Below are 12,131 nucleotides of genomic sequence, written 5' to 3' on the forward strand. Positions count from 1 at the left end.
AGCTGCTGGGCGGCGGCGCTCGCCGGGAACACCAGCACGCCGATCATGAGCAGCATGGCGGCTGCAAGGTGGGACCGGGCGGCGCTCATCGCACGCTGCTCGTGCAGACCATGTCCGCCCCGCCGAGGCGCACCGACTGCATCATCACCGCCGCTTCGGGAAAATCATCGAGGCATCCGCAGCCCTCCACGAGTTCCTCACCTTCCCCGGCCGGGCAGACGTTGCTGTCCTGGCAGGTGCGGTAGTAATAGTCCCAGCCTGTCGGATCGGTCTGCTTCGAACCCGTCACGCCATCGGGCGCGACGGCCATGTTCGCCTGGGCCTTGCGGGTCTTGCAGATCGGCTCGCAGGCGTTGACGCTGCCGCGATCGGGCATCGAGAAGTTGCGGGTGGTGAGACTGTAGCTGCCGTCGGCGTTCGCCACCCGGTCGGCAAGCAGGGTCTCGGCCGAGTGATCGATGACATAGGCGCCGCGCGAGAGATCGGGCTGGGCCGCCGCTCCCAGATCGACGGTGCACCGGTAGGTCCGCTCGCGCAGGAAGAAGTCGCGGGCGATTTGCGCGGTGCAGGCGCCGGTTCCGAACATCCGCATCTGGGGTAGCGGCGAAAGGCCGGTGTTGACGCCGCTGCGAAACGTCGTGACCCCGTCGACCACTTCATCCTGCAGCCGGCAGGCATCGTTTGCCCCATAGCCGGAACAGGTATCGACCAGCTGCTCGCTCGTCTGGCAGCCGGCATCGACGCTTGCATCGATCGCGGCATAGGCTTCGCCGCCCTCGGCAACCGCGACGCGCAGCCAGATGTCGTGATCGCCCTGTGTCATTCGCGAGGTCAGATCGAGCGCGGGGTCCAGGTAGAACGCGCCCTTCTTCTCGCACTTGCCCGGCGGCAATCCGGTTCCGGTCCAGGCCTGCGGCCCGGAACCCAGCAGTTCGCCATCGACCCGGATCTGCCCCCAGTCATCCGCGCCGAAGCGGGTGAGCAGAACCTGTCGCAGGCGACCGGTGTCCTTGACCCGCAGCGTCATGTGAAAATCGAAGATCGAGCAGGATCCGCCCGTGAGGCTGTTGTCGGACGGCGAGCCCATGAGAAAGGTGACGTTCCCGGTGCCCGTGACGAACGTCGCATAGCCACCGGCAATCCGGTCGATGACCTTCTCGGTTGTGATTTCTTCCTGGGCGATCTGCCGGGTGATGGTGCAGCTGCGGCTGACCTCGGAAGTGCCGGTCCCGGTCGAAGAGGCGGCGAGCGCCTGGAACACGCTGCTGGCCTGCGCGGCGGCGGAGGCGTCGCTGGAGATGGCGCCGGGATTGCTCTTGTACGCGGCGGCGCCGACATCGGACTGCGCTGTGCACGAGGTCGTCTGGGCGCCGGTGTAACTGATGACCGGCCCATCGATCGACGCTTGCGAAATAGCGATGCGCGTGTCCGAAGTGGTGAGCGCGCCGACCACACCGCCACCGAGGTCCTTCAGCACCGAGGCGATGTCACCCCACACCAGGTTGTTGCCGCAGCTGTTGTTGACGCAGTAACAGCCCGCGAGTTCGCTCAGCTCGACCTCGCTGAGCTTGAGCGCTCCCGAACCCGCTGTGTCCCAGCGGAAGAACCGGCAGGCGTCCCACGTCCCCGGGTTGCAGGAGATGATCCCGTTCGCGCAGATGCCAGAGGTCACGACGGGCACCGTCAGCGCCTCGTCGAACCTGCCGTCGAGATCGCTGTCCCGTGAAATGCTGAGCGTGCCGATATCGCCGGTGGCGCCTGGCTGCGCGAGCAGTTCCAGATAGGTCGCGGTCTTCTGGCAGGCGAGATCGGGAGTGAACGCTTTGGAGGAGTCCACCGTGGTGATGCTCCGGCCCGCCATACCCGGCGTCACGTAGTTATCGAGCAGCGCATCGCTCTCAGCGCTTTTGGCGCGGGCGGCGGCGGCCGCGGCGCGGGCGCGGTCCTCCGGCGTCTGCGCGTGCAGCGGCACACAAAGCCCGAGCACCGTGACAAGGAGCAGGGCGCGCGCCTTCATGGCTGGATCTCGCCTGGAACGACGCCGCGCGAGCCGCGACACAAACGGAACAGCAGGACACCGCCGTCGGTGAGCGGCCTCTCGGCCCTGAACACGGCCTGCCCCTCGAAGACGGTCAGCGTGGCCGCGACGACATACGGCGAGGAGGGGAGCACCGCCTGTCCATCGTCTGTGTTGAAGGCCACGCCGACCGTCCGACCGACACCGCAGGGGGGAAACGGCGCCGGTCTGACCGCGATGGAAACGCTCGGGCTGATGGGCTGACGGGCAGGCCACCGGCTGATCCCGGGCGTTTTCACGCGGTTGTCGGAAGGCGACCTGCTCACGGCGTCGATACCCCGGCACAGCAGATCGTCTTTTCAAAGAGCATGAACTGGGCGTTGTCCTTGCCGGGCGCATGCTTCGCGCTGGTCCAGAGCGCGCCGGGCCGGCCGACATTGACGCAGCTGCCGCCCTTGACCGGCTCCATCAGCTGGAACTTGTAGCGGCTCTTGGTCCACACCGGCTGGGGGATGAAGGAGCAGCCGTCGGCCGAACTGATGGTGAGCGCGCCGAGCCGACCCATCATGAAGAGGCCACGCGCGGCAAGACCCGCCCATGCCTCGACGCTGTCCCCGAAATGAATGTCGCCCGCAACCGGATAGGTCGCGCCCCACGAGCCCATGCACCAGAACAACGGATCGACGACCTTGCCCGCGGCTGCGGCGGCGCTGTCGGACATACAGGCGAGACCCGCGGCCGGATTGCCGAACAGGATCGCCTCTGGCTGGATAATCGCGCCCAGCGTCGCCGATTGCCAGGTCGGCAGGACCTCGGTGATGAGGGCGACGTCGAAGCCGTCGTCCTCGATGCAGGGCAGGTCGGTGAACATGTCGAGCATCTTCCAGACCGGCGAGATGTAGTAGTGCATCTGTGCGAACATCTTGCGCGTATTGGTGCCGTCGGCGAGGCTGCTCTGGCTCCCCTGCAATTTGCCGCCGGTCGGCATGATGTCCGCGCCGAGCGCCATCATGCAGCCCGGCTCGGTCACGACATCGACCATGCGGTTGGGGGACCAGAAGCTGACCTTCACCCCGAACCAGAAGGTCACGCCCTTGCGGCAGGCGCAGAGCGGCTTGGACGCCGATTGGGCGTCGAGCGCCTTGCTTAGCGGTTCACTGGGGCCGACCTTCACCCCGCCGATGGTGATCGGGAAGATGCAGTTCCAGCGCACCTTGGTGATCGGGTTGAACACCGTGCCCGCTTCGCACTTGGACGCATGGGCGGGAGAGGCGATCGCCAGCGCCGCAAAGACGGCGCCAAGCGCGAGGACACCGCGCCGCGATGGCAATGGAACCATCTTTCCGACGCGGCGGGAGAGCACGGACTTCCGTAGCGGCATTGAAATGTGCGCCAGATTGGCGTACATCGGGCGCGCCAAGTATCGAAGGCGAGAGTGATGAACAAGTTCGTGGATATTGCTTCGAAGGTCGACGAGCGCGCTACCGAGCGTATGAGCTTCCGCACGAAGCCGCGTATCAAGGAGGTCATCCGGTATGCGGCGGCGGTTTCGGGTGTCGACGATTCCACTTTCGCCATGAACGCGGCTTACAAGGCCGCGCTCGAGGTCATCGAAGCGCAGGAGCGGACGGTTCTTCGCGGAGAAGACGCGGTCGTTCTGCTTGACGCTCTCGAGAATCCCTCTCCGCCGACCGAGGCGATGCGCAGTGCATTTGCCCAGTATCGCGATCGTTACCTGTCCAACTGAACGACGCGCAGGCGCATGTACCGACCCATTACCGAGCCGCTCGATGTCGCCCGGCACGATCGTTCGACATTCGAAAGCGGTGTCGCGCAGGTCGATAATTTCTTCCGCCAGACCGCAGCCAAGCTGACCCGCGCCGCGAATCTGCGAACGTTCGTCCTGGACGGTGGGCAGGGCAAGGTGCTGGGCTTCTATGCCCAGAACGCTTCGGCCATCGAGTACCGGGTTTTGCCGGCACGCTATGCAAGGACGCGGCCCGGCCATGGAGAAATCCCGGCTGTCTTCATTTCGATGATCGGCGTCGACCGGCGCGTCCAAGGCAGGGGCCTTGGCCGTGACCTGCTCGTCGACAGCCTCTGGCGCATCGTCGAGGCCGAACGCTCGGTCGGAATAGCGCTGGTCCTGATCGACGTTCTCGATTGCGGAGATGCTGTCCAGGTCATCCGGCGGAAGGACTTCTACCTGCGACATGGATTCGCGGAGCTTCCGGGGCAGCCCCTTCGTCTGTTCCTGCCGATCGCAACGCTGCGCGAACTGATCGGACATTGATCCGCGGCCGAACCTATCGGTGACAAGGATAATCATCGCGGTGCCTTTCGCGCGGCTTTGGCCCTGTCCGCTTCAATCACGCCGACTTCCGTAAGCACCAGCTTCTGGCCGTCCTGCGCGACGATCACCGGCGCGACGGTCAGCCCGAGCCGGCGCTTGACGCTCTCCTCGAGCAGGAAGAGTGCCCTGCCATGGCGTTCGCCGAGAGTGATCGCGTCGGCATCGCCGGGAGTGCCGCTTGCGAGCAGGATGAAGTCGGAGGGCCTTGCGGTGCGTAGCGCCCAGTCGAGCTCGCGCGGATGTACGACGATAAGCCGTTGAGGCAACGACACATAGGCGAGGGGATTGAAGCTGTAGCCCTTCGCATAGAGCAGCTTGCCCTCTGGCAGGCGGATATCCTGCTCGAGCGTATAGAAAGGGACTACTGTGCGGGTCCGATCCGCGCGGGCAACTCCGAGCGACGCCGCCTTCATCGCCGACCAGCGTCCGCGCGGCCCGAAGGCCGTCGTCATATCGGGAACGCGCGCCGCCCGGCCTTCGATCTCGCTCAGCGCGTCGGGTTCGGCGATCGGCCAGGTGCGACCGATGGTGCTGGTCGCGGCCAGCGCGAGGGTCGACGTCGCCAGAATGGCGGCAGGTACCATCAGTGCGCACAGGGAATAGCGACACAAGGGACTAGCGCTCATGACGTCGTCTCCATCCGGGCTCGTCGCGATTGCAAGCCTGGCCCATCGCCGCGCTGATCAGGGCGGTAAGGGCGATGATCGCGGTAATGATCACCAGCAGGCGAAACCGATCGGGCATGGCGGGCAGCTGCCAGGCGATGCAGGACTGCACCAGCAGGAGGCCGTGGCTGCCGACCAAAAGGCGGACAGCCCCTGGGGCCGGCGTCGAGGAGAAGATGCCATTCACCGATGCCTCCACTGCCGCACGCGCGACACCAGCTTCCCGCATGCGCCGGAAAGACCGATCAGCAACATGCCGCTCGCAAAGCAGCCGGCAGCAACGATGATCCCGGCGCGCAGCGCGGAGAGAAAAGGCTGATGAAGCGCGATGCCAGTTATCGTCACCAGTGCGCCCATCATGAAGGTTTCGATGGCAACGAGCCGCAACCGCCAGCGCAAGGCGGCTGCCTTTGCTCGCCGGGCAATTCTCGCTTCGATGGCGGCCCGAACGGCCGGGTCCTGCTCCCAGTCGAGCAACAACTGGTCGGAATGCGGGGCGCGCGTGCGTGTCATGCCGAGGCCCCATCCGATTGACCGTACCACAGGCGTTCGTGGCCGCCGGCATCACCCAGGATCTGCACGGGATCGACGCCGGCCAGTTCGCACACGGCTTCCAGCGGGCTGCGTCCGGCACGCAGCAGCGCCTCGAAGGCGGCGACCTCGCCCGGCGCCGAAGTGTTGATCCAGTAGCTGAAGGGATCGACCACGAGCCTCGCAATGCCGAGGCCAAGCGGCGAATCTATGAACACCTCGGAATAGTTCGGCTTGGCATTGCGGACCGATTTGAGGAGGTCGAGGACGAAGCCTGAATAGTCGAGGATCTTGTTGTCGACCGCCTTGTCGTAGGTCGAGCCCTGCAGCAGGAACTTCGTCGCCGCGTTCTCGAGGATCACCTGGCCGGTACCGCCGAACAGCGTCAGATCGTTCATGCTCTGAAGGACGATGCCGAAGCTGCCCTGGTATTTGCGTGCCCGGCGATAGCCCTGGCCGAATGCCTCGGCGAGCCGCGAGAGATCCTGCCCGTCGCTGCGCGTCATGAACTGCGCGGCCTCGTCGCACAGGACGAAGCGAGGTCGACCGCGGTCGGAGAGATAGAGCTCCTGGGTGACGGCGTTGACCACCACCATGACGATGACGTTGAAAAGGTCAGGCAGTGCCTTCAGTCGTTCCAGCTCGAGCACGACGAATTCGTCGCTGCGGATATCGAAGGTCGAGGGGCCGTTGAAGAAGTGACCGTAAGCGCCCCCTGATCCGAAGTCGCGCAGGTTGAAGGCGAGTTCGCGCGCGACGGGCACGAGATGCTCGACGCGGTCGAGGTCTGAGACAGCATTCTCGGGATAGCGCCCCAGCCATTGGCGAACCGCATCGATGCCGTCCTCGCCGCGCCCGCCGTCGACCGTCCACTGGACTGCGGACTTAAGGAGATTCCACTGCGAGGTGGAAACGGGCTTGCGGGTGGCGGCATTGGCCATTTCCGCGACAATCGCGACCGCCATGGCGATCGCCGACTGCTTGTCCTCGCCATCGAGCGCGAGCCCCATGTCGAAGGGGTTGAGGACAAGGCGTTCCTCGCCGATGTCGATATAGCGACCAGAGCACAGCGTGCAGAGCTTGCGATAGCTGCCGCCGATATCGATGATCCGGATCAGCGCGCCTTGCGCGTAATATTGCTGGCACAGATTGTTTAGCAGGAAGCTCTTGCCCGCGCCGGATTCGGCCGAGACGATGAAGTTGTAGTTGTTGATCCTGGGATCGAAGAGGTCGAGCGTGATCAGCTGTCCCTTGCGGCCCACGTAAAGCAGTGCCGGGCGCCCGCCCCCGCGAAAATCGGTCTGCACCGGCGCCATCAGCGTTGCGGCTTTCACCGGCATCCGGAAGTCGCGCTCGAGCAGTCTCATCGTACGCTTTTCGGGATAGAGGCCGAAGGGCAGGCTGGCGGCGAGCAGCACCGGCAGCAGATAGCTTTCCTCCTGGACCATGAATGGCAGCGGTTCGGACTCCCACAGCCGCTTGGCACGCGCGGCCATGTCGCGCGCGTGCGCACTGTCGCGGCCCAGCACCCACATCGTCGGGATCACCGAGACGAACCGGCTGTTCGAGGCCTCGTCGAGGATCCACCCGATCTCCTCGATCTGCTTGCCGACCTCGACCGCGAAGCTGCCCGCAGCCTTCTGCGCGGAAAGGATCTGGGCGCGCTTGTGAATCTCGAACTGCGAATGGTCGAACAGCACCGAGAGACAGGAGAGGAACGGGCCGCCGATCTGATCGCTGTCCTCCGCGCTTCCGCGCATTCCGCCCATCAGACGGTTGGCGCGCTCGGCGGTGATACGCCGCGCCGGCGCCTTGGGTGTCAGGCAGCGCGCGACCTGGTTGCCGAGGAAGACTTCCGGTCCCTCGAAAAAGAGGTCCGGTCCCGCCTCGATGATCTGGCGCGCCACCGAGGGCGCGGGCATGCCGCTGACACCGTCCTGGAGGAAAACGCCGGGCGCAGACGCGAAGACGCCGTTGAATATCCGCCGGTAGAAGCTGACAAGCTCGGACGGCGGCAGACGGCGGATGCCCATCTTCGCCAGTTGCTCTTCGACCTGCCGACGCAAGTCGGCGCCCAGCTTCACCCGCGTCTTCACCGCGAGGAACAGGCGAAAGTCACGCACAGGGATACCGTGCAGGGAGTCGAGGCCGCGGGTTCCGGCCCGCAGGTAGTCGGCGGTCCGCCGCGCCGAGGCCTGCACCAAGGGATCGGGCCGGACCTTGAGGTCGAGATAGGCGTCGAGCGCAGGGTCTATGAGCGGATCGGCGAAGGTGATGAGCTGCAGCACCGTTCCTTCGGGGAAATGGATGTTGAGCAGTCCGAGCAGCGCCTGCTGGACATGGGCGAACATGTAGGCGGCGGGCACAAGCTCCCAGGCCTGCCCCCATCCATCGTCGATGCACAGGAAGGCCTCTTCCTCCTCGACCCAGGCCAGCATCGGCAGGAAGTCGGAATAGGCATCGCGCGTCACCGCCGCGCGCAGGCGCTGGTAGCTGAGACCGCCCCGGGTATTTCTCGCGCTCATGGCCGGCGCTCCGGTTCGAGGGCTTCGGGGTTTGCACCGGTGATCGGCTCAGCGGTTCCTGCCGGATCGCTCTCGCGCGCGGTACGCAGCACGGGAGGCGCGGGAACCCGGCCGCCGGGCTCGACGAGATAGTCGCCGACGACCCAAGCGGGTTTGTCGACGATCGAATAGATGTAGCGCGGCAAATAGAGGCGACCCGGCCGCTGCTTGTCCGCATAGGGCAGGATCAGCGTGCGCACCGTTCGCGAGGGCCGCAACATCGGCGAGGAAGGGCTCTCGACCACTGCGCCGATGTTGGGCTGCGTGAAGGGGGCGGCGGCAGGAAGCTTCGTGCCCCGGCGATTGGGTGCAAGCGCCGTCGTCGCTGATCGAGGAGCCGGCAAGGTACGCCCCTCGATGGCATGCGCATCTTCTTGGACAAGCAGCTTGCGATCGTTGGTGAAGGCCGGAGCGGACCTGGACGGCCTTCCGGCCAGCGCATCGGCATAGGCCTGGTCGGGATGGATGCACTGGCCATGGTCGCTGTTCTTGCAGGAGAACTTCTCGCTGTAGGGCGACATCACAGAGCCGATCGCCGCGCAGCCCGACAGGCCAATGAGAGGGAGGGGAAGAGCCAGCAATGCGGGACGTAGCATGGTCATGTTCCTGTCTCCGGTGGGCGGGGGGTCAGAATTTGGCGGTGGCGCCGGGCTTGATCTCGAGGGTCACGCCCTCCTGGATCACCACGACGACGTCCTTGGCGGCGCCGACCTCGACGATAGGCCCCGCCTGCCGGGCGAGATCGAGGTAGAAGTCGGTGAGCTTGTCCGAGGACTTGGAAAGGCCCCCGGCGATCCCGGTCTTGGCGGCGTCTGCGGCATCGAGAGTGCGCACCGATCCCAGCGCAGAGGTCGACGTGCTGCCGAACGTGCTTTCGACCGATTGCGAAATGCCGCTGATGGTGCCGGCGATGAAGGCACGGGCGAGCGTCGCGCCGACGCGGGTCACCACTTTGCCCGAGAGCCCCTTCTTGCCGTCGGTGTCTACGAAGAAGCCCTTGACGGGCTGATCGACCACGGAATGCTCGTCGAAATCGACGCAGGAGAGCGAGACGAGCTGGATCTCCACCCGCTCCTTTGCGAGGCTGCCGGTGGCGTTGCCGATGACGAAGCAGCCGGCCAGGTTCGCCTTGACTTCATTTGGCAGGACTGCGGGCGCCTGGACCCTCGCGATGATGGGCTCTGGATTGCTCGTGGCGTCCCGGCTCGCCAGCGCGTCGATCCCCGTCAGGAGCCGCGCCTTCATGAAACCAGGCGGTAAATAGATCGTCCGATTCTTTTTTTTGGACGACGCCGCGGCATCGGCGGTGCCCTGTGGTCCGCCGGCGTTTACGACCACGCCGGTCGCCGAGCCGATCGCGCCGACCGTCTTCTCGATCGGCGGAGCGGGTGGCGCCACGGATGCGGGACCCGTCGGCGGCGCGGGCAATCTGTCGGCATCTGCGGAAATGTCGCCCGTCTCGGGAGGATAGGGCAGGGCCGGGACGGTGTCCGGCAGCGCGGGCGGCAGATCGCCATCGCTGCCCTGGGTAGCCGCAGGCGACTTGCTGCCGGGGGCCACCTTGCCTTCCTCGATGGCGCTAACCCGGTCTCCGAGCAGCTGCTGGCCATCAAGCACTTTCTTGAGGTCGCCGCGCAGCTTCACTTCGAGGCTGTCTCCGCGCAGTCCCGCGCCCATGTTGAGCGAGGCGGCGGGGTCCGCGCTCTTCACGTCTTCCTTGCGCCCCGAGGCCATGTAGAGCGCCAATCCCAGTACCCCGACGGCGGCAGCGACGGCGAGCTGACGCGCGCGCAGCTTCTGCTTCGCGGACAGCCGGTTCCACTGCGCTTTCCAGTCGGGAAGACCGAAAGCTGCGCCAATCCCGGCAGGAGCGAGTACATCCTCAACTTCGCGCCCGGCCCGTTCGGCCAGGTGGGTCTGATAGGCCGAGCGCGGCTCAGGGTCTCCCGTGGCCTTGTCGTCCGGGCCGCTCATTGTCCCGCGCCCCGGCGCACGACCACGAGGCGGGCGGTTTCTCCGGCGGCGAGGCGCACACGATCGAGGGTGATCGCGAAGATACGCTCACCGAGACCGGCATCGACCAGTTGGCGCTCGTCGAGCACCATCGGCGCGGCGGCCTGGAGCCGATATTCCGAGGCGGAGAGCCCGGTGCCTTCGATGGCGATCCGGCGCTGCTCGGCGAGCGAAAGGGCGGGCAGAGAAACAAGCCGTATTGCCATGCCCGACGGCGCTATCTCGCTGAAACTCGCCGGGACATGATCGTCGAGCATCGCCATCGTCACCGAGACCGCGCGGTCCTCGTCGGCGAGCGCGGCGAGCAGATCGCTGTTCGCCTGCGCACGCTGGCGGGCGCCGGGCACAAGCACCACGGTCTGTGCCGGGATCTCGGCGGGCTCGGCATAGAGCGGGTACGTTGCGCCGTTGCAGGTGACGAAGAATTCGGCAGGCTGGGTCACATAGGTTCGCGTGACTTGGCCGGCGTCGTCGAACTCGCGCGTCAGGAACTTGATCCACGCGTCCGCGCCGCCCTTCTCGACGGCGAGACCCTTCTCGGCCGAGAACTTGACGTCCTCGATCTCGCCGCCCTCGCAAACGACGTGATTGATGTCGCGATTGGAAAGGCGGATATGGCTGGTCTGGTCCGGCAGGGCCTGGATGCCCTGTGCCGATGCCGGCGATGCCAGCAACAGCAGGCAAAGCATCGGAGTGCGGCACAGCGACGCGCCGCGGTCAGCGTGTTTCGGCATCGAACTGTTCCTCGGAAAGACGGGTCAGCCAGAAACGGCCATTCTCGATCCGGTAGCCGATCCGCAGAACACCCCGGAATTTGCGGATCACCCCGCCGATGACGCGGACTTTCTCGACCGGCACGAGAATTTCGCGGGGCGTCCAGCGCACCGGCTGGTCACCCCGGATGTAAGTGGCGATCGACAGCGTTGGATTGTCGGCCAGTTCGTCGAGCACGGCGTTCAGGCTGTCGCGCATCGCGCCGTAGGCGGACGGATGGACAAGCCCCAGCAGTTCCTGGAACTGGCGGTCGGCCGAATAGGCCGACCAGGTGCCCGACAGCGCGACGATGTTGCGCGTCATGGCGACCAGGTAGGCTTCGGACGGCTCGCTGCCCGAGACGTAGAGATCGCCGGTAGCGCCGAAGGGCACGACCACGGTGCGCGCGTTCTGGTTGGTCGTGTAGATGACCGCTCCCAGCACCACCGTGACGCCGAACAAGCCGGCCACCGCGACCTTGAGCAGCCGGTTCTCCTCGAAGAGATTGGCCGAGCCCTGCAGATAACGATGGATGCCGAAACTTGCCGGTTTGCCCAGCAGCGGATCTTCGGCCGCTTGCCCGCGTGAGAGGATACCCATCGCGTCTACTCGAAGAAGCGGGTCTGCGTCGGACCCGGATAGTGGGGGAAGGAGACCAGGCCCCAGCGCCAGGCGAGATGGGAAAGGTAGCCCCTGGGCTTGCTCCGCTTCCACGGGATGAAAAGGAGAAGGGCGGCGATGAGCGCCCAGCCGACAAATCCGCCCACGATCGCGGCCACGAAAACGCTCGAGGTCGCGAGCAGGAACTCGTCCGATCCAAACCACAGGATCTGGACTGGCCGATGCAGATATTGCGGAAGGCGCTCGTCCATGTGCCCTTCTCCTCCTGCTTCATGACACCTTGCGAAGGTGCCGGTTTCCGGGGACCGACCATCGGCCCCCAGCACGGTGCTGGCGCGGGACGGACCTGGCCGGTCTGCCAGGCGCATCCCGCGCGCAGCATCTCAGACGACAATCCCGAACGTCTGCAGGATGGAGTCCGCCTTGATCAGGCAGACTGCCGCGACGATGGTCGGGATGCCGATCATGATGTTCGACACCCACGCGCGAGGCAAGGATGGCAGGCAGGCTGGTCAGGAAAACCGGCGCGACGCCGACCAGCGCATAAAGCAGGAAGGCGGCAAGCAGCAGCCGACGGCGGCCGAAATAATCCCCCAACATGCCCGCAATGGGCG

General features: G+C 65.7%; 15 protein-coding genes. 3 read left to right on the plus strand and 12 right to left on the minus strand.

Going from position 1 to position 12,131, the window contains the following annotated elements:
- Positions 1–85 precede the first annotated feature (85 nt).
- The 3 genes from VMR39_RS20105 to VMR39_RS20115 all read right to left on the minus strand — a co-directional run bounded on the left by VMR39_RS20105 (position 86) and on the right by VMR39_RS20115 (position 3,356).
- Positions 86–2,017 carry a hypothetical protein gene (locus tag VMR39_RS20105; protein ID WP_325418377.1) on the minus strand — a complete coding sequence of 644 codons (1,932 nt, stop codon included), beginning with the start codon at positions 2,015–2,017 and terminating at the stop codon, positions 86–88.
- Entirely contained in the window at positions 2,014–2,202 is a 189-nt protein-coding gene (locus tag VMR39_RS20110) for a hypothetical protein (RefSeq protein ID WP_325418379.1), read from the minus strand. The genes VMR39_RS20105 and VMR39_RS20110 overlap by 4 nt, the downstream gene beginning before the upstream one ends.
- 137 nt (positions 2,203–2,339) lie before the next feature.
- Positions 2,340–3,356: a TraU family protein gene (locus tag VMR39_RS20115; protein WP_325418381.1), complete on the minus strand. Its 1,017-nt coding sequence runs from the start codon at positions 3,354–3,356 to the stop codon at positions 2,340–2,342.
- Positions 3,357–3,455: 99 nt separating this feature from the next.
- Here VMR39_RS20115 and VMR39_RS20120 point away from each other — a divergent pair, with 99 nt between their 5' ends.
- The gene (locus tag VMR39_RS20120) at positions 3,456–3,764 is read left to right on the plus strand and encodes a DUF1778 domain-containing protein (protein WP_325418383.1); all 309 of its coding nucleotides are present in this window, start codon (positions 3,456–3,458) and stop codon (positions 3,762–3,764) included.
- Positions 3,765–3,779: 15 nt separating this feature from the next.
- Entirely contained in the window at positions 3,780–4,310 is a 531-nt protein-coding gene (locus tag VMR39_RS20125; RefSeq protein WP_325418385.1) for a GNAT family N-acetyltransferase, read from the plus strand.
- A gap of 32 nt (positions 4,311–4,342) precedes the next feature.
- On the opposite strand, the gene VMR39_RS20130 is transcribed toward VMR39_RS20125, so the two are convergent.
- Genes VMR39_RS20130 through VMR39_RS20170 form a run of 9 tightly spaced genes read right to left on the minus strand, consistent with a single transcriptional unit; the run spans position 4,343 to position 11,768 of the window.
- Entirely contained in the window at positions 4,343–4,954 is a 612-nt protein-coding gene (locus VMR39_RS20130) for a conjugal transfer protein TraW (RefSeq protein WP_325418403.1), read from the minus strand.
- A 31-nt stretch (positions 4,955–4,985) separates the two neighbouring features.
- Complete coding sequence (locus tag VMR39_RS20135) at positions 4,986–5,222, minus strand: hypothetical protein (protein WP_325418387.1); 237 nt, start codon at positions 5,220–5,222, stop codon at positions 4,986–4,988.
- Positions 5,219–5,548 carry a hypothetical protein gene (locus VMR39_RS20140; RefSeq protein WP_325418389.1) on the minus strand — a complete coding sequence of 110 codons (330 nt, stop codon included), beginning with the start codon at positions 5,546–5,548 and terminating at the stop codon, positions 5,219–5,221. Before VMR39_RS20140 ends, VMR39_RS20135 begins: the two co-directional genes overlap by 4 nt.
- Positions 5,545–8,091: a TraC family protein gene (locus tag VMR39_RS20145; RefSeq protein ID WP_325418391.1), complete on the minus strand. Its 2,547-nt coding sequence runs from the start codon at positions 8,089–8,091 to the stop codon at positions 5,545–5,547. Before VMR39_RS20145 ends, VMR39_RS20140 begins: the two co-directional genes overlap by 4 nt.
- The gene (traV, locus tag VMR39_RS20150; protein WP_325418393.1) at positions 8,088–8,732 is read right to left on the minus strand and encodes a type IV conjugative transfer system lipoprotein TraV; all 645 of its coding nucleotides are present in this window, start codon (positions 8,730–8,732) and stop codon (positions 8,088–8,090) included. The genes VMR39_RS20145 and traV overlap by 4 nt, the downstream gene beginning before the upstream one ends.
- Positions 8,733–8,757: 25 nt before the next feature.
- A complete protein-coding gene (locus VMR39_RS20155; protein ID WP_325418395.1) occupies positions 8,758–10,104 on the minus strand; it encodes a TraB/VirB10 family protein in 1,347 nt (448 codons plus the stop codon).
- Complete coding sequence (locus VMR39_RS20160; protein WP_325418397.1) at positions 10,101–10,877, minus strand: type-F conjugative transfer system secretin TraK; 777 nt, start codon at positions 10,875–10,877, stop codon at positions 10,101–10,103. The genes VMR39_RS20155 and VMR39_RS20160 overlap by 4 nt, the downstream gene beginning before the upstream one ends.
- Positions 10,861–11,496 carry a TraE/TraK family type IV conjugative transfer system protein gene (locus tag VMR39_RS20165; RefSeq protein WP_325418399.1) on the minus strand — a complete coding sequence of 212 codons (636 nt, stop codon included), beginning with the start codon at positions 11,494–11,496 and terminating at the stop codon, positions 10,861–10,863. Before VMR39_RS20165 ends, VMR39_RS20160 begins: the two co-directional genes overlap by 17 nt.
- Before the next feature lie 5 nt (positions 11,497–11,501).
- Complete coding sequence (locus VMR39_RS20170) at positions 11,502–11,768, minus strand: type IV conjugative transfer system protein TraL (RefSeq protein WP_008827576.1); 267 nt, start codon at positions 11,766–11,768, stop codon at positions 11,502–11,504.
- 172 nt (positions 11,769–11,940) lie between these two features.
- On the opposite strand from VMR39_RS20170, the gene VMR39_RS20175 reads away from it, so the two are divergent.
- A partial coding sequence (locus tag VMR39_RS20175; protein WP_325418405.1) for a hypothetical protein occupies positions 11,941–12,131 on the plus strand: 191 nt, incomplete at its 3' end.

It is taken from the genome of Sphingobium sp. (genome assembly GCF_035511395.1).
In the GTDB taxonomy this organism is placed as follows: Bacteria; Pseudomonadota; Alphaproteobacteria; order Sphingomonadales; family Sphingomonadaceae; genus Sphingobium.